The organism is Tardiphaga sp. 866_E4_N1_4 (assembly GCF_052076075.1).
Classification (GTDB): domain Bacteria; phylum Pseudomonadota; class Alphaproteobacteria; order Rhizobiales; family Xanthobacteraceae; genus Tardiphaga; species Tardiphaga robiniae.
This window is the reverse complement of record NZ_CP197242.1, coordinates 4,984,421-5,011,124: the sequence shown is the minus strand read 5'-3', so window position 1 is coordinate 5,011,124 and position 26,704 is coordinate 4,984,421. Positions and strand designations below refer to the sequence as shown.

Genomic DNA, 26,704 nt, shown 5'->3' with positions numbered 1-26,704 from the left:
TCAGATCGCGTTGATCGCAGTCTATGCGAGCTCTTGCTCCACCAGCCCGGCGAGATAGCTCGCGCCGATCGGTAGGAGATCGTCGTTGAAATCGTAGCCGGGATTGTGAACGGGCACGCCGCCCTTGTCGGCGGTGCGCTGCCCGAACATCAGATAGGCACCACGGTTGCGTTCGAGCATGAACGCGAAATCTTCACCGGCAAGAATTGGATTGCCTTCGCGCAGCACCTCGGTAACGCCCGGCACCGCCGCCGCCGCTTCTGCCGCGCGCACCGTCTCGTCGGCCGTGTTGATCGTGGCCGGATAGGCGTGGCGATACTCGATCTCCGCCGTGCCGCCGCAGGCCTGCGCGGTCAGCGTCACCGTGCGCATGAACAACTCCTCGACGCGCTCGCGCACCTCGGGCTTCAGCGTACGTACCGAGCCGCGCAACTCCACCGTCTCGGGCAGAACGATGTCCGAGGTACCGCCGTGGATCTGGCCGATGCTGATGATGGCGGATTCCAGCGCATCGACCTGACGGGACGGAATCGCGTTCAGCGCATTCACCACTTGCGCGGCCATCGCCACCGTATCGATGCCCTGATGCGGATGCGCGCCATGCGACGAGCGCCCACGCAGCGTTACCTTGAAATAATCGATCGCCGCTAGCGCCGTGCCGGTCAGCGCCTTGACGCTGCCGAGCGGCATGTCCGGGCTGTTGTGGATCGCATAGATGGAATCGCACGGGAAACGCTCGAACAACCCGTCGTCCATCATCGCCTTGGCGCCAGCGAGGCCTTCCTCGGCCGGCTGAAAGATCAGATGCACCGTGCCGGCGAAATTGCGCGTCTCGGCAAGATATTTCGCAGCACCAAGCAACATCGTGGTGTGACCGTCATGGCCGCAGGCATGCATACGGCCGGCATTCTGCGAGCGATGGGCAAAACCATTGCCCTCCTCCATCGGCAGCGCGTCCATATCGGCGCGCAAGCCAATGGCCCGGTTGCTACCCGCCGCCTGATGACGGCCACGGATTACGCCCACCACACCGGTGCCGCCGAGGCCACGATGCACCTCGATACCCCACTCCGACAGCCGCTCCGCCACCAGCGCACTGGTGCGCTCCTCCTCGAAGCCAATCTCCGGATGCGCATGGAAATCCCTGCGCCATGCGGTCATTTCCGGGTGCAATTGGTCGAGACGTTCGCGCGGGGTCATATGCTCTCACCTTTGGGCTTGTCCTGCCCATAGGCTAGCCCGGTGATCTTGCCCTCGCAACCAACCGGCCGCACACGCTGCGCGCGCCACACACTTCAGCGCTCCGTGGTGACAACAAGCAGTTGGGATTAGCGGCTGCGAGATGCGCGCCACCACATGATCGACATCGTGATCGAGCGGCCTGTCTGTGAATGCTGAGCGTTCTGGAAAATGGCACGCCATTCAGAATAAGACTGCGAACCCTTATGCTGTTGAAACAGATACATAATTTCGATTGAACACCTCATGCGCTCAAATGGACAGCAGCCACTCTCGTTTGGGGAAGAAGTGTCGCGGCGCTCGCGCACTCCCCATCGACAGCGCGGGGTCCTGACTATCTCGCGAGAGAGTTGGTCATCGATAACGAATTGCAGCTGTCGGATGGGAGGCCTATGCTGAGCCTATAACCACGCAGCCGCCCATCGCACGGCGAGAGTCTGCAGACAAAGACCTTACGATGGATGGCTTGCATTTTGCCCCGGAGGTCACGCCATGACCATTGCTCCCACCCTGCAAAAATACCTGGCCGCTGAAAACATCCAATACGAGGTGATCCCGCACGAACTCCGCATGACGTCGTCCGGCACGGCTGAGGCATGCCACATCTCGGGCGATCGCCTCGCCAAGGGCATCGTGTTGCGGCGTGACGGAGAATATATACTGGCCGTCTTGCCCGCATCGCATCACCTCCGCCTGTCGGACCTGAGGACATCACTCGGCGACAATGTCCACATGGCCGATGAAACCGAGATCCATCAGCTGTTCCGCGACTGCGCACACGGTGCAGTTCCTGCCGTCGGTAAGTGCTACGGGCTGGATATCATCGTTGACGACAGCATCCAGGCGCAGCCGGAGGTCTATCTGGAAGCTGGCGATCACGAGACGCTGCTTCATATGGGTCACGCGCAGTTTGCTCGCCTGATGGCCAACGCGCAGCACGGGCGCTTTAGCGCGCATGACTGAGAATTAGTCGGACGATCCGCGGCGACCGTCGCGGTCCCGAATGGGAAGATTATGCCGCTGCTAAACTGTAGCTGCAGCGGTGCGACGCCTCTTTACGTCTCATGCCCTGCATCGAAATCGTCTTCGAAACGCAAATGCTTGACGCTGCGGCCGCGGCGCCGCACAAGCTTCAGGGCCTCCACCCCGATCCTGATATGCCGTTCGACATAGTTCGCGGTCACCTCCTGATCCGACGCTTCGGTCTTCACACCCTCGGGAATCATTGGCTGATCGGACACGAGAAGCAGTGCGCCAGTCGAAATGTGATTGGCAAATCCCGCAGCAAAGATTGTTGCGGTCTCCATGTCGATCGCCATGCTCCGTGTACGACGCAATATATCCCTGAAGCGATCATCATGTTCCCAGACACGACGATTGGTCGTGTACACGGTGCCAGTCCAATAGTCGTGACCGAGATCGCGGATCATGGTCGACACCGCGCGTTGCAACTGGAACGCGGGCAGCGCAGGAACCTCCGGGGGCAAATAATCATTTGAGGTGCCTTCGCCCCGAATGGCCGCAATCGGTAGAACCAAATCGCCAATTTTATTTTTGCGTTTCAACCCACCGCATTTGCCGAGAAACAACACGGCTTTCGGCGCGATGGCACTTAACAGATCCATCACGGTTGCAGCATTCGGGCTTCCCATGCCGAAGTTAATCAGAGTGATACCATCGGCAGTCGCATTGGGCATCGGTCGATCTGCGCCCTTTACCAAACTGCCATACGCCGTGGCGAACCATTCGACGTAGTTGTCGAAGTTGGTCAAGAGAACATACTCTCCGAACTCAGCAAGCGGCGTGCCGGTGTAACGCGGCAACCAGTTTTCTACGATATCCTTTTTCTCTTTCATTCCCAATGATCTCGTCCGGAGGTGTGCAGCACCGCCGCCTGCCAAACTAGTGGATAGGACCGCTCCCTGTCCAATGAGGCATGTTTGGATTATTTGGGTTCCATTAATCCACTTGCAACCGTGAATGATCCGGGCCTTGCGTCGAATGCGCGCTGTTCAGGAGGATGGATTGAAACAGCGGCCGCGTTTGTCCAGTCTGATCGCGCAGGCATGATGTTTTCTTCTGCGACCTCGCACGTAATTGATTGTATAGTTGGAGGACATGGAGGGAGGCGAGACATACTGCATTGCATCAATTCACCTGAACTCTAGGAATGGAGGTTCGCCATGAAAGTCAAAGAGGTGATGCACAAAGGTGTCGACTGGGTCAGCCCTGACACTCCTGTCACTGAGCTCGCGAAATTGATGCGGGGGCATGACATTGGCTGCGTTCCGGTTGGCGAGGACGACCGCCTGATCGGGATGGTGACCGACCGCGACATTGTCTGCAAAGGGCTCGCGAGGAACAGCTTCGATGCCGGCCGCGCGACGGCACGCGATGTGATGACCGAAGGTATCCATTGTTGCCGGGAGGACGATGACCTCGCAAAGGCAATACATCACATGGAGAAACTGCGGGTCCGCAGGCTGCCGGTGATCAACAAGAGTAAACGGATGGTCGGTATCGTCAGTCTGGGCGACGTCAGCCATTCTGCATCAGGTGATTTGTTGTCCGAATGCGTCAAGAGCGTTTCGGCCCATCACTGAAGCACGGCCAGCGCTCCTCTTGCGATCCGGCGGAGGGGCGCGGCCAGTCGGCACGATCGTCGAACAGTTCGATGACAGAACTTTGCTCATCGAGCCGCGATGAAGAAGGCCGTGCCTACGCGGTCACGCCATTGTTCGGAGGCGAAGCGAGGGCGTGGATCGAAACTGCGAACTTCTTATGCCATTGAGACTGCCTGATAATATCGACGATTCTTCTCGTCTTACGCAACCCTCACATTCGTTTCGACAACGAGCGTTGGCTCGCCAATCCCGTCGTATTGAGATTCTGCCAGGACCCCCCACATCATCTTGATAAGGGAGTCCAGGCTGTGCCGACCGTACGGGCTACTCTTGCCGCGACAATTGCGGTTGTCGCTCTGGCTGTCTCTCCCACCACGCCTGTCTCGGCGGAGGGGAGCGGGAAACTTGTGCTGACGATCGCAATCGACGGAGCGATCGGACCGGCAACCGCCAATTATGTAAAAGACGCACTCGCCAAGGCAAGCGAACGGCGTGCCGAAGCTGTTATTCTGCGTCTGAATACGCCGGGCGGTCTCGTCACCAGCATGCGCGAGACCATCGCCGACGTGCTGGCATCGCCCGTTCCTGTCATAGGTTATGTCGCCCCGTCGGGAGCCCATGCTGCCAGCGCCGGCACCTATATTCTCTATGCAACGCATATCGCCGCAATGGCGCCGGGCACCAATCTCGGCGCGGCGACGCCAGTGCAAATCGGCAGTCCGGTGCCGGGCCTGCCGGGCATCACCCCTGACAAAGACGGCAAGGACAAGAAAGACAGCACCCAGCAAACGGAGCCGAAGGATGCGATGATGGCGAAGACGACGAACGACGCCGTCGCCTTTATCCGCAGCCTTGCCGAGTTACGCGGACGTAACGCCGATTGGGCCGAGAAAGCCGTCCGCGAGGCAGCCAGTCTTTCCGCCAGTGCTGCGTTGCAAGCGAATGTCATCGATCTCATTGCACGCGACCCGGTCGAACTGCTCAGGCAGGTCGATGGTCGCGTCGTGGAGCTCCCCGGTGGGGACAGACGGCATCTGGCGACGAAGGATGCGATGATCGAGACGATCGATTCCGGATGGATCGCTCAATTTCTGTCTGTGATCACCAACCCCAACATCGCCTTCATTCTTCTGCTGGTTGGCATCTACGGCCTGATTTTTGAATTCATGTCTCCTGGCGCCGTCGCGCCCGGCGTGGTCGGTACGATCTGTCTGCTGCTGGGCCTCTATGCCTTCAACCTGCTGCCGATCAACTATGCCGGCCTTGGGCTGATGATGTTGGGGATCGCGCTTCTGATTATCGAGGCCTTCAACCCGACCGTGGTTCTTGGCCTCGGCGGAGCCATCGCCCTCGTCCTTGGTGGGTTGATGTTGTTCAGGATCGAAGCGCCCGGATACCGGCTGTCATGGACGCTCGTCAGCATCGTGACGGCAATGTTCATCGGACTGCTTCTCATTGTGCTCGGCTCGCTCCGGCGCGCCCGCAAAGCTCCGGCACGAATCGGCGCGCAGGCCATGCGCGGCCTGCCCGCCGAAGTTCTCGACTGGAATGACATCGAAGGTCACGTCTTCACGCAGGGTGAGCGCTGGCGAGCCCGCGGCATGGAAACATTCAAGCCCGGAGAGACGGTCGAGATCGCCAGCATCACGGATCTGACGCTGATGGTGCGTCGCCGGCCGGCACTCAGCGCCGGCGAGGGAGGTGTGCGATGATGCTCGATTACATAGCCTATTCGCTGCTCGCGATCATCGTGATCGCCTTTCTCTCCTCCGCCATTCGCATCCTCCGGGAATACGAGCGCGGCATCGTCTTCACGCTCGGACGCTTCACCGGCGTGAAAGGTCCGGGCCTTATTATCCTGATTCCGTTCGTTCAGCAGATGGTGAAAGCCGATCTCAGGGTGATGGTGCAGGATGTGCCGCCGCAGGACGTCATTTCCCGCGATAACGTTTCCGTCAAGGTGAACGCCGTTCTCTATTTCCGCATCGTCGACCCGGAACGTGCGATCATCAAGGTCGGGAATTTCATGGCCGCGACCAGCCAGTTGGCACAGACCACGCTGCGCTCGGTGCTCGGCAAGCATGAGCTGGATGAAATGCTCGCAGAGCGCGACAAACTCAACGCCGACATTCAGGAAATCCTCGATCAGCAGACCGACGCGTGGGGGATCAAAGTTACCAACATCGAGATCAAGGATATCGACCTCAATGAAAACATGGTGCGTGCCATCGCCAAGCAGGCCGAAGCGGAGCGGCTGCGGCGGGCGAAAGTGATCAATGCGATAGGCGAGCAGCAAGCCGCCGAGAAGCTCGTCGAGGCTGGCCGGATCCTCGCTCAGGAGCCGCAGGCTATGCAGCTGCGCTATTTCGCGGCGTTGCACGACATTGCAGGCGAGCGATCATCGACTGTGGTCTTTCCGTTGCCGATGGATCTGCTCAGCCATATGACGCCGCGGCCGGGCGGAGTACCGTGAATCTACTTCTTGTGCTTCAGCTTGAGTCTGTCACGGCCCGAACGAACCATGGCTTGCGCTGGCTTGCTCATCACCCCAATTTACCATCAATGAGTATCCTCGGCGCGCTCGTCGACAGGCACATGTGACGGGTGTCGTGCGTCGCCGCGCCGGTTTTGTGGACGCACGTACATTGTCATCGCTTCCGGGAGCTCCGCCTTGACCTTCAGAGCGGCGACAAGCGCGTCCTCGGCGTCCACGACGACATGGCCCGCCTTGCCCTTTAACTTGAATCCAACGGTAAATTGCATCTGCGCATCACCTCGTCTTCACTGCAATTGTGTCCTCGCCTACTTTCCGCCAGCGGGCGCCATCTCGGCGGTCGTTCCTGTCGACATATCATTTGACCGGCGCGTAGCACCTCGCGGACGCGTTTCCGATCCGCAATCAGTCCAGCGACTTTATGATCTCCCGGTAGGCCGTTTCGGGAAACGCTTTCAATGTATGCGTTCGAATGTTTCCCAGCATACCCAGCTGCAAGTTGAATCGCGCGGCGACGGCATCGTCCGGCGCTTCGTAAACCGCGACGATGTCATAGTCGCCCATGGTCAGAAAAAACGATTTGAACTCGCCGTCCATATCCTTGAGAGCTTTCTTCGCCAGGTCGAGACGACGCGGCGAGTCCTTGACGTGCTGCACACCTTGATCAGTCCAGTTTGCAAGCATGATATATGTGGTCATGGAAGTCCTCCTTGCGCACGAGACCCCCGCTCATCTTCACGCCCCAGTCTTGAAGAAAATGATCCGGCTCAACAACGTGTAGTCCGATTCAAAAACCATGATCCCGACAAAAACCAACAACACCAACGGTGGGAGCAGGATGGCATAGGCCAAAGCCAGACGCTCCCACGCCATGTGCATGAAGACCGCAACAATCAAGCCTGCCTTCAACATCATGAACACCACGATGAGAGACCACCTCAGATATCCCTGCAGGTTAAAGTAGTCGACGAGGTAAGAGCATGTACTCAAGACAAACAGCCATCCCCAGACCACGAGATAAAGCTTGATCGGCTGCTGGTGTCCCTCGGCATGTGCTGCGGGAGTTGCATGAGGTGTTGCATGTAGCGTGACTTCAGCCATGTTTTTCCCTCACCAAAGATAGAAAAAGGCAAAGATAAACACCCATACCAAATCGACGAAATGCCAATACAGGCCGGTGATTTCGACGATCTCGTAGTTCCCCTTCCTGCTTGTGAAAAAGCCCCGACGTTCAGTCTCGAAATCTCCGCGCCAGACCTTTCGCGCAATGATGATCAGGAAAATCACGCCAATCGTTACGTGCGTTCCGTGGAATCCTGTAATCATGAAAAAGCATGAGCCGAATTGCTCTGCCCCCCACGGATTTTCCCAGGGCCTCACCCCCTCCATGATCAGCTTGGTCCATTCGAAAGCCTGCATTCCGACAAATGTCGCACCGAACGCGGCGGTCACCAGCATCAGAATCGCCGTTTTGCGGCGATCGTGGCGGTAGCCGAAATTGACGGCCATCGCCATGGTCCCGCTGCTGCTGATCAGCACGAAGGTCATGATGGCAATCAGAATGAGCGGGATGTGTTGTCCTGCAATCGTCAGAGCGAAGACTTCACTCGGGTTTGGCCAGGGCACCGTCGTGGACATGCGCGCCGTCATGTACGACAGCAGGAAGCAACCGAAGATAAAGGTATCGCTGAGGAGAAAGATCCACATCATGGCCTTTCCCCAAGATACATTCTTGAATGCCTGTTGATCCGAAGACCAGTCGGCGACAATACCTTGCCAGCCTGCGGTCGTCGTTCGGCGCTTTTCGATGTTTGTCAGCACAGTCTCTGTCATCGCATCGATGCCTTCCCTATGTCAGCAACTGGCGACAGATGGTGACGAAGTCATCCGCCCAGCCTGTCAGCAGAGCGAGCAGGATCAACCAGACCAAAAGCAGGAAATGCCAATACATCGTGCACAGTTCCACACTCAAACGCAGGCGCGGGATTTCAACACCACGCCATGCCTTGACGATGGTTCTGCCCAGAGCGACGAGACCGCCGAGCAAGTGCAGTCCATGGACTGCGGTGATCAGATAGAAGAAGGCGTTGGCAGGATTGGCCGCCAGAAAGTAGCCCCCGGTGTTGAGCTGCTGCCACACCAGCAACTGACCTATCAGGAAAACAACGGCGGAAACGCCGCTTGCAAGCAGGCCGGTCAGCACATTTTCGCTGTCGTTGCGATGTGCGGAAACCTGCGCCCATTGCAGTGCGCCACTGCTCACGATCAGAACACCCGTGTTGAACCACAGCAACCCGGGCACGGGCAGCGACCGCCAGTCGATCAGTTGCATGCGCATGGAGTAAGCGCTGACGAAGAGCGCAAATAACGACCCGACGACCGCGAGAAACACACCCAAACCTATTTTCGCCGCCGGCAACGACATCGAACTTCCGCCGGGAAAATCGCCGACCGCCCCCTCCTCCAGCCAGGGCTTGGCCGCAAGCCGTTGCTGCGAGAGCCACCATCCCGCAATGGCCGCTATTCCAGCCATGAACAGGACGATGGCCGTCATGGATGCGCTCCCTTCGGCGTCGAGCTGGCCGGCGGTTCATTCTGGGGGATGAAATCCCGCGCTGCGCCGGGCACGCTATAATCATAAGCCCAGCGACAGACGACCGGGAGCTCCTTGCCCCAGTTGCCATGTGCCGGCGGCGTCTGCGGCGTCTGCCACTCGAGCGTGGTCGCGTTCCACGGATTCCCGCCGGCGTCCTCGCCCTTGGACAGGCTCCGGATCATGTTGAACACAAATACGAGCTGGGCAAAGCCGACGATGAGCGCAGCGATACTCATGAATGCATTCAGGTCATGGGCCGACGCCGGGACGAATGCCGTCCCACCGATGTCGTGATAGCGGCGCGGCACACCCAGCAGCCCGAGATAATGCATGGGGAAGAAGATCGCGTAAGCTCCAAGGAACGTGACCCAGAAATGGAAGCGCCCCAGCGTCTCGTTCAGCATCCGTCCCGTCACTTTCGGATACCAGTGATAGATCGCACCAAACACGACCATGATCGGCGCAACCCCCATGACCATGTGAAAATGGGCGACCACGAACATGGTATCGGACAACGGAACGTCCACGACGACGTTGCCGAGGAACAGGCCAGTCAGGCCGCCATTGACGAACGTGATAATGAATGCGAGCGCGAACAGCATCGGAACGGTGAGGTGAATGTCGCCACGCCACAGGGTCAGGATCCAGTTGTAAACCTTGATCGCCGTGGGGATCGCGATGATGAGGGTCGTTGTTGCGAAGAAAAATCCGAACTTCGGATTCATGCCACTGACATACATGTGGTGCGCCCACACCACGAAGCTCATCGCTCCGATTCCAACAATCGCCCACACCATCATGCGATAACCGAAAATATTCTTTCGCGCATGAGTACTGATGAGGTCAGAGACAATGCCAAAAGCAGGTAACGCAACGATATAGACTTCGGGGTGGCCGAAAAACCAGAACAGGTGCTGGAACAGCAGCGGACTGCCACCGCCGTACTTCCCCAGCTGCCCCATCTCCACGAGCGTTGGCATGAAGAAGCTGGTGCCAAGAAGCCGATCGAACAGCATCATCACCGAGGCGACGAACAAGGCTGGAAATGCGAGCAAGGCCATCACGGTCGCTGTAAAAATGCCCCACACCGTCAAAGGCAGCCGCATCAGCGTCATTCCGCGCGTGCGACCCTGCAGCACCGTCACGACGTAATTCAAGCCGCCCATGGTGAAGCCGATAATGAACAGGATCAGCGACACCAGCATCATGATGATGCCTGCTTCCTGTCCGGGGCTTCCGGAAAGAATGGCCTGCGGCGGATACAGCGTCCAGCCAGCGCCGGTCGGCCCACCCGGTACAAAGAAGGTCGCAACCAGCACCAGCACGGCAAGCAGATAGATCCAGTAGCTCAGCATGTTCGCATAGGGGAACACCATGTCGCGAGCACCGACCATCAGCGGGATGAGATAATTCCCGAAGCCTCCGAGAAACAGCGCCGTGAGAAGGTAGATCACCATGATCATGCCATGCATGGTGATGAACTGAAGATACTGGCTCGGATCGATAAACGAAAACGTTCCGGGGAATCCGAGCTGCAGCCGCATCAGCCACGACAGCACCAGCGCGACCATACCGATGGCCATTGCTGTCATCGCATACTGGACCGCAATGATCTTGGCATCTTGCGAGAAGACATATCGCGTCCACCAACTTCGTGGGTGATAGAGATCGACCTCCCCCACTTCGGCCGGCGGAATTCCTGCGAGTACGTCAGACGGGACATCAACCATTAAAATGTCCTCCCGGATTTATCCTCTGATCGTCGCTCATCGTAAGTGTTACAACGTGCAACGCCGCCGCGCCGGTCCTGCTATTTGCCGCGGGTCTTGTAAGTCGCCTTCGTGATGGGTCGGTGGCCGGATAACGCTGCGAATGTCTGCTGCTTCTCCAGCCATGCATGATATTCGCTCTCTTCCTGGACGATGACGTTGCTCCGCATTTGCGCATGCGCGATGCCGCACAATTCCGCGCAAAGAACCTCGAATGTTCCTGTGCGCGTGGGAGTGAACCAAAAGTATGTGACCGAGCCCGGCACCATATCCATCTTCGCCCGGAACTCAGGCACGTAGAAATCGTGAAGAACATCGATTGAACGGAGCAATACCTTGACCGGCTTCCCGATCGGGAGATGCAAATCGTCGTTCTCAACCACGACGTCGTCCTGACCATTGGGATCGTTCGGATTCAAGCCCAGTGGATTCTCGGCACTGACGTTGCGGGCATCGACCGTCCCGAGCCGGCCGTCTTTTCCTGGCAGCCGGTAGCTCCAGCGCCATTGCTGGCCCATGACCTCGATCTCTGTTGCATTGGACGGCACCGTCACAAACTGATGCCAGACAACCAAACCGGGCGCCAACATCGCTCCGACACCGATCGCGGTCCCTATGGTGAGCCACCATTCGAGCCTTTTGTTTTCGGGCTCATAGGCCGCTTGTCTTCCTTCTTTGTGATGAAAACGGAAGATGCAATAGGCGATGAATGCGACGATCGCGAAGAAGACCGCTCCGGTGATCCAGAACGTCATGGTGATCGTGTCGTCGATGTAACTCCAGTTCGATGCGATTGGCGTCCACCACCATGGGCTAAGGAGGTGAAACAGCACCGAAGCGACTGCGACCAACAGCAGTATGAATGCTACAGCCATCCCTTGTTCATCCTTGCCTCTAGAGGCTGCGGACAAGACTTAGAAAAGGGCGCAGTTCACGTCTGCATCGATGGCTGATTTCGAGCTCGCCATCACAATGCTGGCCGCCTTGCCCTCTAACCGGTCGCAACATCGAATTCGAAAAGTTGCGATCGCTGGTGTCGTCGAACTACGGGCACTTGCCACTACAGGATGTTCCCCGGCAGGCTTGATTGTCAATAGACCGGCTTATTCCTCACGACGACGATAGCACCACGATCGAACCGTTGAGCAATGGCACGCGCAATGGATTCCCATATCGCATTGCAATACACGACACCGTGCGTCCGCATGGCAGACAAAGTGATGCGTCGATTGCCATCAGCACGCGATGAAACGTAAACCTTACAAGGGAGAAATTCACCGAACAGTGCGTGCTATTCTTTCCGGATTGCGCTAAACTTGCTGCACAGGTTGCGACAGGTTTTGCTCGGCAAAGCTCTCTTCGTTGAACTTGGCCGTCTTCCAGAACCAGTCGCGATTTCTGCGCACGAAGGCGAAGACTCGTCATTTGAAAATGACCCGATCTCGCCGGTGCGAACGCATGGGAGATCGTGACCATGGCTACTCCGTATTCTGACAAGATCTCGCAGACAGTGCCAGGCGCTTCCGATAGCGTCGCCGCGCCCGTCATTCGCAAGATCGGGTTGTCCGATCTGCATGACGCGTTGCGGCTGGGCTGGGAGGACTTCAAGGCGGTTCCGAGTCACGCCATTATTCTGTGCGTCATCTATCCTGTTCTCGGGCTTGTGCTGGCCAGAATGACCCTTGGCTATTCGGTGTTACCGCTGCTTTTCCCGCTAGCCGCCGGTTTTGCGTTGATTGGTCCTTTTGCAGCCCTCGGTCTCTATGAACTCAGCCGCCGCCGCGAACGCGGCGAAGAGGCGTCGGCATGGCATGCACTCGGCGTGCTGCGCTCGCCGTCCTTCGGGGCCATGCTTGGCCTCGGCACGCTCCTGCTCATTCTATTCGTGGTCTGGGTGACCACAGCGAATGCGATTTACGTCTCCAAGTTCGGCAATGCCCCAGCGGCCAGCATTCCCGATTTCGCATCGCGCATCTTCACAACCACAGAGGGGCACCAACTGATCGTCCAGGGCTGCGGCGTCGGACTATTGTTCGCTATCATGGCCCTGTGCGTTAGCGTCGTGGCGTTTCCGCTGATGCTCGACCGACATGCGAGCGTGACAGACGCAGTTCAGACCTCGCTGCGGGTCGTGATGAAAAATCCTGTGACGATGGCGGCATGGGGTCTGATTGTGGCCGCGCTGCTGGTGGCCGGTTCGCTGCCGTTATTCGTCGGTCTCGCCGTTGTTCTGCCCCTACTCGGTCATGCCACCTGGCATCTTTATCGCAAGGTGCTGGAGCCGGACCCGAATCCTCGGCAGGACCCTCCCCGTCCGCCGAAAGGGCGGCGCTATGCGGCCGATTTTCCGGTCTCTCTCTTCCCGTGGGGTCGCGATAAGCCGTAGGTCGAAACAAACGACCGGGACGCGCGTGTCGGCTTCAGAATACGTCGAGCCACCCCGCGCGGATGAAATCCGCCCGAATGAGGGGCGATCGGCATATCCTGCCGGAAGCGGACTCCGCTTCCGGCAGGGTGTCCGCCCACGATCTATTAGGAGAACCCAAACAGCTTTGCTGGATTTGTGACCAGTATCTTTTCCAGCAAGGCATCGTCCGGCGCGTAGCGATAGAGCAATTCAAGCAGGTCGGCGTCGTTCGGCGGCTGGACAACCGATACAGGGTGCGGCCAGTCGCTTGCCCAGACGCAGCGATCGGGCGCGGCTTCGAGATAGGCTTGCGCGATGGGAACGACGTCGTCCCACGGCGGACCTTTCCTGGACGTCTTTTCGCCGAGCGAGAGCATCACCCAGAAATTGCCCTTCGACAGCAGATCGAGAACTGCACGCAAATTCGGATCGTTCTTGCCGAGCGTTGGATCCGGGCGGCCCATGTGATCGATGAGGACCGGCACCTTGAGAGACGCGATCTTGTCGAGGTTGGCAACGATGCCGTCCTTCTCTGGCTGGAATTTAGCGTACCAGCCGAGTTCGGAAATACGTGCGATCGCGCGCTCGTAGTCGCTGTCCGAAAGCACGGCGCCGAGTTCCTTGCGGAAGCTGAACCGCGCCCCGCCGACGCCGGCGCCATTCAGCTTGGCGAGATACGCATCGTCGCGCTCGGCGAAAACCAGTGCATTCGCGCAGGCCTTGTAGTTCGGCCCCATCGCCGCCAGCCCGTCCAGAACCACCGAGTGATCGGCACCATATGTCGTCGTCTGCACGATGATGCCGCGCTCGATACCAAGCGCCTTGTGTACCCGAAGTGCGGCCGCCCAGGTCGCCGTCGGCATCTGATAGGCCGCGCCGGGCCGGATGGGATAGCGTTCCACGGGACCAAGCACATGGAACTGACTGTCGATGCTCTTCGGCGGCGGCTTGCGGGATGGCGTGCGCGGGTTTGGATCAAATGGAAGATAGTCGGGCATCTGTCGCTCCTTTAATCGATCACCGCAGTGAAATCGCATTGCACCAGGGCGCCGCCCTCCATCTCCATGGAGAGCGCATGACGGGCTGGGCGCGAATGCTCGTCGGGAAACATCTTGAGCCACTCGACATTGACCGGCCCGCGATTGCTGCGATCCTTGAGCCAGACCGTCATCTTGATGATGTCGTCAGTACTGCCGCCGCCGGCTTCCACGATCGCCTTCATATGCGCGAACATGTTGGCGCACTGGCTTTCGAGATCGGGTGGCATCTCGCTCGTCTTGGGATCGCGGCCGAGGATGACGCCGGACATCAGCAGATTGTTGATGCGGCAGGCATTGGGAATCGGATTTGCGTGCTTGAACTCGCCGATATGAACGCTGCGGCGGCGCCTGGAAGATGTCATGGCTGCAGTCTCCGGATAACGGTCAGACGAATTGGCACGACACCGAGCCATACGGCCCGTAATCGGCATGTATCGTATCGCCGCGGCTGACCTCGATTGGACGCGTGAAGGATCCGGCGAGCACCACCTCGCCTGCAGCGAGATATTCGTCGTGCGGCGCGAGGCGATTGGCGAGCCACGCGATGCCGTTTGCCGGATGGTTCAGCACGCCGGCGGCGACGCCGGTCTCCTCGATCTGGCCATTCCGGAACAGCAGCGCGCTGACCCAGCGCAAATCGACATCCAGCGGACGGAATGGACGACCGCCGACCACAAGCGCGGCATTCGCTGCGTTGTCGGAGATCGTGTCCACCACCGTGCGGGGCTTCTTGGTTTGCGGATGCACGCGGTGCATGCGCGTTTCCAGGATTTCGAGCGCCGGTGTGACGTAGGCTGTCGCGTTCAGCACGTCGAAGATCGTACAATCCGGCCCGCGCAGATCGGTCTTGAGCACGAAGGCCAATTCGACCTCCACGCGCGGCGCGAAGAATCGTTCATAGGGGATGGTACCGGCATCCTGATAGAACATGTCGGCGAACAGCACGCCGTAATCCGGCTCGGAGATGCTGACCGCATTCTGCATCGCCTTCGAGGTCAGGCCGATCTTGTGGCCTTTGATCACCCGCCCGCGTTCGAGCTGCAGCGCCGTCCAGGTCCGCTGGATCGCATAGGCATCCTCGATGGTGAGATCGGGATAGTCAGCGGTGAACATGGTGATGAGCGTCTTGGTCCGCTCCGCCTCGTCGAGGCGACGCGCCAGCGCATCGATGACCGTCTGATCAAGCATCGCTATTTCTCCTCTGCGACGACGTTGCGAAGAATGCCGATCTGCCTGGACTCGACCTCGACGACATCGCCTGGCTTGAGCCAACGCGGCGGCGTGAAGCGGGCGCCGGCGCCGGTCGGCGTTCCGGTCGCGATCATGTCGCCGGGCTTCAAGGTGGCGAATGTCGACAGATAAGAAATCAGATAGTCGAAGGTGAACATCAGCCGCTCGGTCGAGTCGTTCTGACGCTCCTCCCCGTTCACCCGCGTGACGATATCGTGCGTCCCCTGCGGATCGCATTCGTCGGCCGTGACGATCCACGGCCCGACGCTGCCGGAACGATCGAAATTCTTGCCCTGGGTGACGTTGAACTTGCCGTGGTGCAACCAGTCCCGCACCGAGCCCTCGTTGCAGAGAGTCATGCCGAAGATGTGCGACCACGCATTCTCGCGCGCGATATGACGACCTTCCTTGCCGATGACGATCACGAGCTCGCCTTCGTAGTCGAGCTGCTCGGAGATCTTCGGCTTTTCGATCGGCTGATCGGAGCCGACCACCGACGACGGATTGCGGACGAACAGGCTCGGATATTTCGGCAAATCCGAGCTGTCTTTGTATTCAGCATTGCGGTCCTTGTAGTTGACCCCGATGCACCACAGCTTCTCCGGCGCCGGGATCGGCGGCAGCAAGACCAGATCCGACAGTCGATGATCGGGCTTGCGGCCGGCGCTCACCTGTTTCGCCTTCGCCAACCCGTTGCCGGCGATCAAGCTGCGCAGATCGGGAAACTCCGATCCAAGCAATGCACTGAGATCGATAACGCCGTCATCGGCCACCACGCCGTAGCGGCTGTTTCCGCCGGTCGAATAGCTGCATAGTTTCATGAAGGCTCCTGAATAATTCACTGGATCGATTGCCGCCGGATCGCGGTGCCGGACCGGCTGCTCGAGTTGCGCCCGCGGCGTTCTTCCAATTACTTCGATGTCTGGAATACGGACTTCAACGTGAAGATCTCGCCTAGCCGCGCGTAACGCGGACCGGCAATACGGGCGATCGGATCGAGGCTCTCGGTCTCGATCTTGCCGTTGGCGAGCAGATCATCCTTGATGTGAAATGCGACCACTTCGCCGACAATCAACCGGCTGCGTGTATCGCCGAATTCGAGGCATTGCCGAAATCGGCATTCCATCGCAATAGGCGCCGCCGTCAGCCGCGGCACCCCGATATGGTCGCTGGGGGTCGTCTCGAGACCGAGGACTTCGACCTCACTCACCTCCGGCGGATGTTCCGCGGAGCTTTCGTGAACCGCCGACATCAACGGCGAATCCGCGATGTGAATGACGTATTCTTCGCGATCCAGGATGTTGCGCGCCGTGTCTTTGTAGACGCCTGATTTGCGGCCGACGCTGATTGCCAGCATCGGCGGCTTGGGCGAGACGAAGGTGAAAGCACTGAACGGCGCAAGGTTGACGGTACCTGCCTGCGACAGGCTGGTCACCCATGCGATCGGTCGCGGGACGACGATGCCGGTGAGCAGACGATAGGCCTTCTCGGCACCAAGTTCAGCGGGATCGATCTTCATTCGTCAATCCGCCTTTACGTTGGCCTTGCGCACGACCGGAATCCACTTGGCGTCCTCACGATCGAGATAGGCTCTGAACTCACCCGGCGTCATCGGGAGCGCTTCGGCGCCAAGCTTTTCGAACTTGTCGACCACGCCTGGCTCCTTGAGAATCTCAGCCAGCGCTTTGTTCAATTTATCGGCGACCGGAGCGGGGGTGTTCGCCGGAGCAAACAGCCCTGTGAAGGTCTGGCCGTCAAAATCCGGATAGCCGAGCTCGGCGAAAGTGGGCACGTCCGGAAGCGTCTTCAGTCGATGTGGGCTCGTGACCGCCAAGGCGCGCAACATTCCACTCTTGATATATTGAAGGCTGACCGACAGTTGATCGAATGCGAACTGAACCTGGCCGCCGAGCAGGTCATTGGTCGCGGGCGCGTTGCCGCGATAATGCGCCGTCACCCAACGAATCTCGAGCTTGGACTGCATGAGTTCGCTGAGCAGGTGATTGGTGGTGCCCGGCCCCGGAGAGGCCATCGTCAGCTTGCCCGGATCGCGCTTCGCGAGTTCGAGCAATTCGGCGAACGACGTAGCCTTCACGGAAGGATGAACCTCGAGCACCAGCGGCGTCATCGAGATGCTCGAGATCGGCAGGAAGTCGCGCTTCCAGTTGTAGGCGTCGCGCTTGTTGATTTCGGGAGCGAAGAGAACCGGACCATTGGCGCCGACCATGAGCGTGTAGCCATCATTCGGCGCTTTCGCCAGCGCCTCACCGGCGATCATGCCGCCAGCGCCCGACTTGTTTTCGATCACGAAGGGCTGGCCCAATTTCTCTTGCAGCCGATCCGCGACAATGCGCGCCGCGCTATCGACATTGCCGCCGGCCGGATAGGGCACGATCAGTTTGACAATGCGCGCGGGCCATTCCTGGGCCGTCGCCGCGCCATTAACCAGCGTCGCGGCAATGGCTGCAGCGATCCATAGCGACCTCATCATTTCCTCCCGCCAGATGCGGCATTCACGCCGCAGACCGTATGTTCGACGCCGATTGGGACCAGCGCTCTTGCGGCGAACCATTGGTTCAACCGCTTTACTTGTCGATGCCAATGTGCGGTTATTGTCCACATTATGGACAACGGATTGCCGACAACACTCGATCCGGAACCGCGACAAGGCGCGCAGGCGATCCGGCGCGCGCTCTTCCTCCTTCGCGTGCTTGCAGCCGGCGGTGAGAGTGGATTGCCGTTGAATGAAGTCGTCCAAGCGACGCGTCTATCGCGCCCGACCGTACACCGGATCATTCATGTCCTGATGGAGGAGGGGCTCGTCGAGCGCCACGAGCGCTCGGGTCGCTATGCAATCGGCACGCAGGTCCCTGAATTGGCACTCGCTCGCCCATCGCGCTCGCCATTGCTCGCCGCAGCGGACGACATTTTGCGCGAAACATCGCAACGGGTCGGCGACACACTGTTTCTAACGGTGCGCACCAGCAACGACACTTTATGCGTGGATAGGAGAATTGGCTCATATCCGATCCAGGTACTCTCAATCGCCGTCGGTGCGCGGCGGCCGCTCGGCGTCAGCAGCGCAGGCGTTGCCATCCTGGCCGCGCTACCGGCTCAAGAATCACGCCGGATCGCTATGACGAATGAGCCTCGATTTGCGGGATATCGGACCGATCGGCAGACTGTGTTGTCAGAGATCGCCGACGCCCGGCGCAGGGGCTATGGCGTGCGCGAAGTCGGGTTGGTCCAGGGCACGAAATCGATTTCGACCTGGATCAAGACAGCCGACGGCGACCCGGCGGCGGCCCTCACCATATCGGCCGTCCGAACGCGGCTCGGCCCGCGACGCGAGCAGGAAGTTGTCGAAACGCTTCTGAAGGCAGCTTACGAGGTCGAGCAGAAAATCCGATAAGCAAGGACGCATCGTCGCCTCAAAATGGAACCGATGCTCTTCCGCGGAACGTCCAGATTTGCACATTGCTGCCGATGCCGCCGAATTCGGCGCCAAGAGCAACAATGGCTTCGTTGCCGAGGTTCGCCGCCACCCCTCCCGTTGCCCGCGCGGACCAGCCATCGAGCAGCGGGACGGAGGCCAGCGGTACGGTCCCGGCCAACGACAAGGCAGCGGCATCGTCGCCAGTGAAGTAGTAATCCGCATAGAAGCCGGCATAAGGCGCGAGCATCACGGTGGCGCTGGTGAGCCAGGGATAGCTAAGCTTGATGCCGCCCGAGGCGCGCCCGGTGAAAAAAGTACGATCCGCCTGCAGTGCGCCGAGCGAATCCGTATAGGCGTTCTCGCGTTCCCACAGCGCATAGAACTTCGCTGAAGGCTCGATATCGAAGCCGTAGGTCTTGTAGCTGCCGGTCAGCCCGCTCGACGCCAGCCAGCGATGGCCGCTGAAGCTGCCCGTGGCAGTGCCTGCGGTGCCGTCATAACCGATTCCGGAATAGGCCGCGGCTGCGTCGAAGCGCAGTCCCGGCGCAAACCTCCATCCAAGGTACGAACCGAGCGTCCAGCCATCGCCCTTGAGATGCCCGTTCAAGGCGTCGGATCGATAGTCGAAGGTCTCATAGCCGCCGAACGCCCCGACCAGAAAATTCGGTGTGACCCTGCGCGTCAGGCCCATGAGAGCGTTGACCTGACTGCCGTACAGAATGGGTGCCAATGTCGATGATCCCCAGCGAGCGATGCCGCTGCCTTTGACATCCGCCCACAACAGCCAGTCCTTCGGCGCGACGGTGCGCAACCCGGGCGCCTTGGCAGGCATCGTACTGCGATCGATCGCCGCGAAGGCATTCTCGACACGAGATGCGCCCTGCGGCAATTGCGATTGCGTAGTGCCATTGGCGTTACCCGGCAGGCCACTGCCGCTTCGCCCGTACAATCCATTCCAGCGATCCGGCATGTCCGCGCCAGCGGTTGCAGTTTGCGGCCGATCGGGATCGGCGGAGAAGTTGAAACGAATGCCCGCTCCACTCGGCGTGACCAGGTTGCCGCCGTCGCTGAAGCCTTCGGAGATCGCGCTATCGATCGCGCCGGTAATCGCGGCGCCCGAATTTTGCGCCACGACCTTGGTTGCAATGACCTGCAAGGCCCGCAGCTTCAAACTGTCCTGCGGCATGTTCACCGCCTGCAGCAGCGCCGCCGACGTACTGGCCTTGAAGTTGCCGTTGCCGGCATAGACGGCGGTGATGGTGTGGGTACCGGCCGTCAGCGCCGAGGTCGTCAGGGTAGCGGTCCCGCCGGCCAAAATCGCGCTGCCTATTGCGGCACCACCGTCGTTGAAGCTCACCGTGCCGGCCGGCGTGCCGCCCCCGCCTGTCACGGTTGCTGTGAACGTCACCGCCTGTCCCGGCGCGCTGGGATTGGCAGATGAGACGAGGACTGTCGACGTCATCGCCTGATTCACGGCCTGGCTCAGCGCCGATGACGTGCTGGATGTGTTGTTGGTATCGCCGCCATAGACGGCTGTGATCGCATGCGTTCCGGAGATCAGCGCCGATGTGGTCAATGTCGCCAGTCCGCTGCTGAGGGTGCCGGTGCCCAGCGTCGCCGTGCCGTCCATGAACGTGACCGTGCCCGTGGGCGTGCCGCTCGTGCTAGTCACGGTTGCTGTGAACGTCACCGCCTGTCCCGGTGTGCTGGGATTGGCAGATGAGACGAGGACGATCGATGTTCCCGCCTGATTGACGGACTGGTTCAGCACCGGTGACGTCGCGGGCGCGTTGTTGGTATCGCCGGCATAGACTGCCGTGATTGCATGCGTTCCGCCAGTAAGCGCCGATGCGATCAGTGTCACCACTCCGCCGCTCAGGACGCCGGTGCCCAGCGTCGTCGCGCCGTCCATGAGCGTCACCGTGCCGGTGGGCGATGAGCCCGACACTATCGCGGTGAAGGCGACGGCCTGTCCCGGAAGGCTCGGGTTGGCTGACGCAGTCAACGTAATATTGCTGGCCACCCTAGCGATGATGATGTCCTGGGTCACCTGGCTTGCGGCCGCGTAGGTGGCGCCATTGCCGGCCTGATCGGCGGCCACCGTGCAGGTGCCTGCGCTGATCATGGTCACGATACCACCGAAAACCGTGCAGACGCCCGTGGTCAGCGAGGAATAGGTCACCGCCAGGCCGCTGCTTGTCGTGGCCAACGGACTGACGGCAAACGTGCCGCCGCTAACAAAGGTCCGTCCTGCCTGGGCGCCGAAGGTGATGGTCTGGCTGATCGGTCCGACTGAATAATTATTTGAAACGGCGGTGCCGATGCCGGCTTCCGAGCCTGAGTTCACCGTCCCGGATAAGTCCAGGACGACGTGGTTGGTTGCGGCCGTTATCCCCGACACTGCGGTGAGGGTGGTTGTGTAGGTTATGTTATCCGAGGTCGCGAGACCGGACAGGCTACCATTGTCAACGGTCAAGTCACCGATACCAAAGCCGGTCACCGCTTCGGAAAACGTGATTGTCACGGTCGCTGTTTGACCATAGGCGAGTTGGTTCGGGGCGACAGCGACGGCTGCTGTCGGGGGCGATGCACTGGCTGACGTCGAAACGGCAAGAAATGCGAATACGATAAGTGCGGCCAGCTTGATGCTGCCCAAGATGCGACCAAACACCTGACCCCCAGCACGTCGTCTTGCAATATTCTCAGAAGGCAGCCGTTGGTCGCACAGCGGGACGGGTTGAGCAAGTAAATTAATACCGCCCGATATATCTCACAGGACGGCGCGAGGCTCGTCCGCATCGATTCCGGCCTCAAGTCACACCTCACAACTCCGCGCGCCACGGCGGCTCCGGGGTGCTAACATAGTCAAGACCGCACGACCGAAGATTTCACCTGTGCGATTGAAACGCGGTCGGGACACGATGGCGCACGAAGAGATGCACTCCAAAAACAACGGCCGACCGTAATTGCGGTGAGTCGGCTGGGACATGGAGGACGCTATGGCGTGGCGTGACGACAAGGCCCGGGCAACTCTGATCCGCGACGCGGCGGGAAGCGTGCAGCCGGGCAAGGCTCCCCGAACCTTTGCCGAGCTTATGTTCGGCTACACCAATGCCGAGGACCTCGCCAGTTACGATGCCTCCTCGCTTGCCTTCCTGGCGGAGCAAGCCTGGGAGCATGTACAGCGACGCACGGCGGGTCGTGCCGATATCCGCGTCGTCAATCCGATGATGCCGGACGGACGCGAGATGTCCGTGCTCGAAATTCTCAACGACGATATGCCTTTCCTGTTCGATTCCATCATGGCGGAGCTCGCCGAGCAGGGCATCGAAGTCACCCTCGTCGCTCACCCCATCATCGCGGTGGAGCGCGATGACCAAGGCAAGCTCCTGCACTTCCACGGTGAAGCGCTGCCGGAAGGGGCAAAGGGCGCGCGCGAGAGCCTGATTCACCTCCACATCACCCGCCTCGACGCCGACGCTGACCGCGAGAGGCTGATTGACGGCCTCACCAGGACGTTAAGCGACGTGCGCGCCAGCGTCGCGGACTGGCGCGTCATGCGCGACCGCGTCGAGAACGCGATCAAGACTTTCTCTTCCAATCCACCGCCGCTGCCGATCGACGAGGTCGCCGAGGCCAACCAGTTCCTGCAATGGCTGTGCGCGGACAATTTCACCTTTCTCGGCGTGCGCGAATATCGCTTCTCGCCCGACAGCGATGCGTCGGACGACATCACGACCGCTGAGGGCCTCGGCATCCTCCGCGACCCCGATGTAAAGGTCCTGCGCCGCGGCAACGAAATGGTGGTGATGACGTCGGAAATTCGCGAGTTCATGCGCGAGCCCACCCTACTCATCGTCATCAAGGCCAATGTGAGTAGCCGCGTTCATCGCCGCATCCGGATGGATTACATCGGCATCAAGCTCTATGCGCCCGACGGCCGGCTCGAGGGTGAATTGCGAGTCGTCGGCCTGTTCACCTCAGGCGCCTATACGCGCTCGGCACGACAGATCCCCTATATTCGCCACAAGGTATCGCGGGTACTCCAGCGCGCCGGCTTCGATCCGAACAGCCATTCGGGCAAGGCGCTGATGCATATCCTCGAGGAATATCCGCGAGACGAACTATTCCAGGTCGACATCGACACCCTCTTCAATTTCGTCATGGAGATCCTGATCCTCTATGAGCGCCCCCGCGTCCGGGCGCTCGCTCGGGTCGACAAGTTCGATCGCTTCGTCTCCATCCTCGTCTTCATTCCGCGCGACAAATACGACACTGATGTGCGCATGCGCGTCGGCGCCTTCCTGTCGCAGATCTACAAAGGGATGCAGGCCGCCTCCTACGTGTCTTTCCCCGAAGGAGCATTGACGCGCGTTCACTACATCATCGGACGCTATGAAGGTAAGACTCCTGCCGTCGAGCGCGCCGCGCTGGAAGCCGGGATCAGCGCCATTGCCGCGACCTGGGCCGACAAGCTGAAGGCCGCGCTGACTGCTTCTACCGATGGCATGCGGGCGCGCATGCTCGCCAATCGCTATGCCCAGGCCTTTACCGGCGGCTATACCGAGGTTTCCACGGCGGAACAGGCGATAGCCGATATCGCCGCCATCGAAAGGCTCACGCCAACCCGCCCGGTGACGATTTCGGTTCATCGCTTCGAGGGCGAGGACGATCCCAAACGCTTCGGCCTGAAGGTGTTCTCGGATGCCGCGCCGTTGTCGCTGTCCTATCGCGTGCCGGTGATCGAAAATCACGGTCTCCGCGTGGTCGATGAACGTACCTATCAGATCGTGCCCGGTGGCAGGCCGGAGCCGGTGTGGCTGCACGACATGACGATAGAGACCAACGACGGCCAGCCGATCGAGATCAACCGGGAATTCAGCCATCGGCTCGAAGCCTCGATCATGGCGGTGGTCGGTGATCGAGCCGAATCCGACGGATATAACGGGCTGATTCTGCGCACGGCCCTGGGCTGGCGCGAAGTCTCGACCATCCGGGCGCTGTCCCGCTATTTGCACCAGATCCGCGCGCCGTTCAGCCAGGATTATATGTGGGAGACTCTGCGCAAGAACACAGCGATCACCGCCAACCTCGTCGCGCTGTTCCAGGCCCGCCTCGATCCACGCCTCACCCTTACTGATTCCGAGCGCTCGGCCCGGGAGACCGCCCTCCTTGCCGATATCGAGGAGCAGCTCAAATCCGTCGCATCGCTCGACGAAGACCGCATCCTCCGCCGTTTCACCAATCTGGTGCAGTCCACTATTCGCACCAATTTGTGGCAGGTCGGCGAGGACGGACATCCGCGTCCGGTGATCTCCTTCAAGTTCGACGCGCGCGGAATCGAGGACCTGCCGGCTCCACGACCGCTCTACGAGATTTTCGTCTACTCCCCCCGCGTCGAAGGCATTCACCTGCGCTTCGGCAAGGTTGCGCGCGGCGGACTGCGGTGGTCCGATCGGCCGCAGGATTTCCGCACCGAGATTCTCGGCCTGGTCAAAGCCCAGCAGGTCAAGAACGCCGTGATCGTGCCGGTCGGCGCCAAAGGCGGCTTCGTGCCCAAGCGCCTGCCGCCGCTCTCCAGCCGCGACGCGTGGCTCGCGGAAGGCACCGAAGCCTATCGCATCTTCGTTCGCTCGCTGCTCGAACTCACCGACAATCTCGACGGCGACGACCTCCTCCCGCCCGACTCGACCTTGCGGCATGATGGCGACGATCCTTATCTGGTCGTCGCCGCCGACAAGGGCACCGCCACCTTCTCCGACATCGCCAACGCGATTTCGGCCGAGAAGAACCATTGGCTCGGCGATGCCTTCGCCTCCGGCGGCAGCCAGGGCTACGACCACAAGAAGATGGGGATTACGGCGCGAGGCGCCTGGGAGGCGGTCAAACGCCACTTCCGCGAGCTCGGCACCGACATTCAGACCATGCCTTTCACTGTAGTTGGCGTCGGCGACATGTCCGGCGACGTCTTCGGCAATGGCATGCTGCTCTCGCCCGCGACGAAATTGGTTGCGGCGTTCGATCACCGCGACATCTTCATCGATCCCTCTCCCGATCCGGCGATCAGCTACGCCGAACGCAAGCGCATGTTCGACATGCCGCGATCGAGCTGGCAGGACTACAACAAATCGCTGATCTCGCAAGGCGGCGGCGTGTTCTCGCGCTCCCTCAAGGCGATTCCGCTCGCACCGGAAGTGCGCACCTTGCTCGATCTCGACAAGCCGCAGGCGACGCCCTTCGAGGTGATGACGGCGATCCTGAAGACGCGCGCAGACCTGCTGTGGTTTGGCGGCATCGGCACCTATATCCGGGCGTCGGTGGAGAGCGACGATCAGGCCGGCGACCGCGCCAATGATCCGATCCGCATCACCGGGACCGACGTTCGCGCCAGGGTGATCGGCGAAGGCGCCAATCTCGGCGTCACTCAGCGCGGCCGCATCGAAGCGGCGCAGACGGGCGTCAAGCTCAACACCGACGCGATCGACAATTCGGCCGGTGTGAATACGTCCGACGTCGAGGTCAATATCAAGATCGCATTGGCCCGCCCCGAGCGCGAGGGACGCCTCAGCCCGGCTGACCGTAACACCCTGCTTGCCGCGATGACCGACGACGTTGGTGCGCTGGTCCTGCGCAACAACTATCTGCAGACGCTCGCGCTCTCGCTCGCCGAACGCAAGGGCGTGGCCGCGACCGGCTTCCTCACTCGCCTGATGCAGTCGCTCGAGCAGCGCGGCCTGCTCAGCCGCGCAGTCGAATTCTTGCCCGACGACGCCGCGATCACCGAGCGCACGCGGCGCGGGCAGTCCCTGACACGGCCTGAACTTGCCGTGTTGCTCGCCTACGCCAAACTGACGCTCTACGACGACCTGCTCGGCACCAGCGTGCCGGACGATCCTTATCTCGCCCGCGAGCTCTCCGGGTATTTTCCGGGCCAGGTTCAGGATAGGTTCCCGACAGCGGTAGAGTGCCATCGCCTCCGACGCGAAATCATCGCGACCAGCCTCGTCAATACGGTCATCAACCGCGGCGGCCCGGCGTGTATCGTGCGCCTGATCGACGAAACCGATGCCGATATCCCCACCATCGTCATGGCCTATGTGGCGGTGGATGAATCCTACGGGCTCAAGTGGCTAAATGATGCGATCGATACGCTCGACGCCTGCATCGAAGGGCAGTTGCAATTGTCCCTCTATGAGGCGGTCCAGGACCTTCTGCTTTCCCGCATGGTCTGGTACGTGCGCAATATTGATTTCAAGGATGGCCTCGAGGCAGTGATCGCACGTTTCGGCCCGGGTATCCGCGAGATCAGCGCCTCTCTCGACAACACCCTGCCACCGGACTTGCAGGCCGCGCGCGGCAAGCGCCGGCAGGAGCTGACCGATGCCGGCGTCCCGTCCGGCCTCGCCGGCGAACTGGCCGATCTCGACACCCTGGTCTCGGCGCCGGACATCGTGACGGTCGCCGAGCGCACCGGCCGCAGCATCGGCGATGCCACCGCGACGTTCTTTGCCGCCGAGGCCAATTTCCGTCTCGACCGCATCATCGCTGCCGCGCGCAGCGTGCCCGCCAGCGATCGTTTCGAACGCCTCGCCATCGACCGCGCCGTCGACCTGATCGCGGCTGCCGAAAGAGGCCTCGCTGCGGATATGTTGGCAACCGGCCAATCCGGCCAGCAGGCTGCGGAGACCTGGCTTGCAGCTCATCCCGAGGCGACGCGCATCCGCCGCGCAGTCGAAGAGATTGCGGCAGGCGGCCTAACGCTCGCCAAGCTGATGGTGGCGGCAAACCTGCTGGGGGACTTGGTCAAAGGCTGAGGCGTGCGGGGCAGCGATGTGAAACTCTAAAGAGCAACGCTAGCGCAGGTTGTTA

23 protein-coding genes are annotated in these 26,704 nt (G+C 60.3%); 7 read left to right on the top strand and 16 right to left on the bottom strand.

What is annotated here, in order from left to right:
- Positions 1-21 precede the first annotated feature (21 nt).
- Complete coding sequence (locus tag AB8B20_RS24125) at positions 22-1,200, bottom strand: M20 aminoacylase family protein (RefSeq protein WP_439073340.1); 1,179 nt, start codon at positions 1,198-1,200, stop codon at positions 22-24.
- A 531-nt stretch (positions 1,201-1,731) separates the two neighbouring features.
- Between AB8B20_RS24125 and AB8B20_RS24120 the strand changes: the two genes are divergently transcribed.
- Positions 1,732-2,202, top strand: a complete 471-nt coding sequence (locus tag AB8B20_RS24120; RefSeq protein WP_089262750.1) for an aminoacyl-tRNA deacylase — start codon at positions 1,732-1,734, stop codon at positions 2,200-2,202.
- 92 nt (positions 2,203-2,294) lie between these two features.
- Here the strand turns inward: AB8B20_RS24120 and AB8B20_RS24115 are convergent, their stop codons facing one another.
- Complete coding sequence (locus tag AB8B20_RS24115) at positions 2,295-3,095, bottom strand: AMP nucleosidase (protein WP_089262752.1); 801 nt, start codon at positions 3,093-3,095, stop codon at positions 2,295-2,297.
- A 327-nt stretch (positions 3,096-3,422) separates the two neighbouring features.
- Here AB8B20_RS24115 and AB8B20_RS24110 point away from each other — a divergent pair, with 327 nt between their 5' ends.
- From AB8B20_RS24110 to AB8B20_RS24100, 3 genes are all read left to right on the top strand, one after another.
- Positions 3,423-3,842 (top strand): CBS domain-containing protein, encoded by a 420-nt coding sequence (locus tag AB8B20_RS24110; RefSeq protein WP_120288271.1) that lies wholly within the window; start codon positions 3,423-3,425, stop codon positions 3,840-3,842.
- Between the two features lie 329 nt (positions 3,843-4,171).
- Complete coding sequence (locus AB8B20_RS24105; protein WP_439073341.1) at positions 4,172-5,575, top strand: NfeD family protein; 1,404 nt, start codon at positions 4,172-4,174, stop codon at positions 5,573-5,575.
- Positions 5,572-6,336, top strand: coding sequence for a slipin family protein (locus AB8B20_RS24100; RefSeq protein ID WP_093759775.1), 765 nt, complete (start codon positions 5,572-5,574; stop codon positions 6,334-6,336). Before AB8B20_RS24105 ends, AB8B20_RS24100 begins: the two co-directional genes overlap by 4 nt.
- 86 nt (positions 6,337-6,422) lie before the next feature.
- Here AB8B20_RS24100 and AB8B20_RS24095 read toward each other — a convergent pair whose 3' ends face one another.
- The 7 genes from AB8B20_RS24095 to AB8B20_RS24065 all read right to left on the bottom strand — a co-directional run bounded on the left by AB8B20_RS24095 (position 6,423) and on the right by AB8B20_RS24065 (position 11,597).
- Positions 6,423-6,626 carry a hypothetical protein gene (locus AB8B20_RS24095; protein ID WP_089262760.1) on the bottom strand — a complete coding sequence of 68 codons (204 nt, stop codon included), beginning with the start codon at positions 6,624-6,626 and terminating at the stop codon, positions 6,423-6,425.
- A 136-nt stretch (positions 6,627-6,762) separates the two neighbouring features.
- Positions 6,763-7,056, bottom strand: coding sequence for a GYD domain-containing protein (locus AB8B20_RS24090; RefSeq protein WP_089262762.1), 294 nt, complete (start codon positions 7,054-7,056; stop codon positions 6,763-6,765).
- Positions 7,057-7,092: 36 nt separating this feature from the next.
- A complete protein-coding gene (locus tag AB8B20_RS24085) occupies positions 7,093-7,458 on the bottom strand; it encodes a cytochrome C oxidase subunit IV family protein (RefSeq protein ID WP_439073342.1) in 366 nt (121 codons plus the stop codon).
- 9 nt (positions 7,459-7,467) lie between these two features.
- Positions 7,468-8,190 (bottom strand): heme-copper oxidase subunit III family protein, encoded by a 723-nt coding sequence (locus AB8B20_RS24080; RefSeq protein ID WP_439073343.1) that lies wholly within the window; start codon positions 8,188-8,190, stop codon positions 7,468-7,470.
- A gap of 16 nt (positions 8,191-8,206) precedes the next feature.
- Entirely contained in the window at positions 8,207-8,911 is a 705-nt protein-coding gene (locus AB8B20_RS24075; protein ID WP_439073344.1) for a cytochrome c oxidase subunit 3, read from the bottom strand.
- Positions 8,908-10,683, bottom strand: a complete 1,776-nt coding sequence (locus AB8B20_RS24070) for a cbb3-type cytochrome c oxidase subunit I (protein WP_439073345.1) — start codon at positions 10,681-10,683, stop codon at positions 8,908-8,910. The genes AB8B20_RS24075 and AB8B20_RS24070 overlap by 4 nt, the downstream gene beginning before the upstream one ends.
- A gap of 80 nt (positions 10,684-10,763) precedes the next feature.
- Positions 10,764-11,597, bottom strand: a complete 834-nt coding sequence (locus AB8B20_RS24065; protein ID WP_439073346.1) for a cytochrome c oxidase subunit II — start codon at positions 11,595-11,597, stop codon at positions 10,764-10,766.
- Between the two features lie 599 nt (positions 11,598-12,196).
- Here AB8B20_RS24065 and AB8B20_RS24060 point away from each other — a divergent pair.
- Positions 12,197-13,108, top strand: a complete 912-nt coding sequence (locus AB8B20_RS24060) for a DUF2189 domain-containing protein (protein WP_231078252.1) — start codon at positions 12,197-12,199, stop codon at positions 13,106-13,108.
- A gap of 146 nt (positions 13,109-13,254) precedes the next feature.
- Here the strand turns inward: AB8B20_RS24060 and AB8B20_RS24055 are convergent, their stop codons facing one another.
- The 6 genes from AB8B20_RS24055 to AB8B20_RS24030 form a co-directional block, all read right to left on the bottom strand.
- Entirely contained in the window at positions 13,255-14,127 is an 873-nt protein-coding gene (locus AB8B20_RS24055) for an amidohydrolase family protein (RefSeq protein WP_439073347.1), read from the bottom strand.
- Between the two features lie 11 nt (positions 14,128-14,138).
- On the bottom strand, positions 14,139-14,531 hold the full coding sequence (locus tag AB8B20_RS24050; protein WP_068732845.1) for a RidA family protein: 393 nt from the start codon (positions 14,529-14,531) through the stop codon (positions 14,139-14,141).
- A gap of 22 nt (positions 14,532-14,553) precedes the next feature.
- Complete coding sequence (gene hpaH, locus AB8B20_RS24045; protein ID WP_068732843.1) at positions 14,554-15,357, bottom strand: 2-oxo-hept-4-ene-1,7-dioate hydratase; 804 nt, start codon at positions 15,355-15,357, stop codon at positions 14,554-14,556.
- A gap of 2 nt (positions 15,358-15,359) precedes the next feature.
- Positions 15,360-16,220 carry a fumarylacetoacetate hydrolase family protein gene (locus AB8B20_RS24040; RefSeq protein ID WP_439073348.1) on the bottom strand — a complete coding sequence of 287 codons (861 nt, stop codon included), beginning with the start codon at positions 16,218-16,220 and terminating at the stop codon, positions 15,360-15,362.
- Positions 16,221-16,309: 89 nt separating this feature from the next.
- Positions 16,310-16,918 carry a flavin reductase family protein gene (locus AB8B20_RS24035; protein WP_068732840.1) on the bottom strand — a complete coding sequence of 203 codons (609 nt, stop codon included), beginning with the start codon at positions 16,916-16,918 and terminating at the stop codon, positions 16,310-16,312.
- Positions 16,919-16,921: 3 nt separating this feature from the next.
- Positions 16,922-17,887, bottom strand: a complete 966-nt coding sequence (locus tag AB8B20_RS24030) for a Bug family tripartite tricarboxylate transporter substrate binding protein (protein WP_439073349.1) — start codon at positions 17,885-17,887, stop codon at positions 16,922-16,924.
- A gap of 135 nt (positions 17,888-18,022) precedes the next feature.
- Between AB8B20_RS24030 and AB8B20_RS24025 the strand changes: the two genes are divergently transcribed.
- Complete coding sequence (locus AB8B20_RS24025; RefSeq protein WP_439073350.1) at positions 18,023-18,811, top strand: IclR family transcriptional regulator; 789 nt, start codon at positions 18,023-18,025, stop codon at positions 18,809-18,811.
- Positions 18,812-18,830: 19 nt separating this feature from the next.
- Here AB8B20_RS24025 and AB8B20_RS24020 read toward each other — a convergent pair whose 3' ends face one another.
- On the bottom strand, positions 18,831-21,506 hold the full coding sequence (locus AB8B20_RS24020) for an Ig-like domain repeat protein (RefSeq protein ID WP_439073351.1): 2,676 nt from the start codon (positions 21,504-21,506) through the stop codon (positions 18,831-18,833).
- 316 nt (positions 21,507-21,822) lie between these two features.
- Here AB8B20_RS24020 and AB8B20_RS24015 point away from each other — a divergent pair, with 316 nt between their 5' ends.
- Positions 21,823-26,649, top strand: coding sequence for an NAD-glutamate dehydrogenase (locus AB8B20_RS24015; protein WP_439073352.1), 4,827 nt, complete (start codon positions 21,823-21,825; stop codon positions 26,647-26,649).
- Positions 26,650-26,704 lie beyond the last annotated feature (55 nt).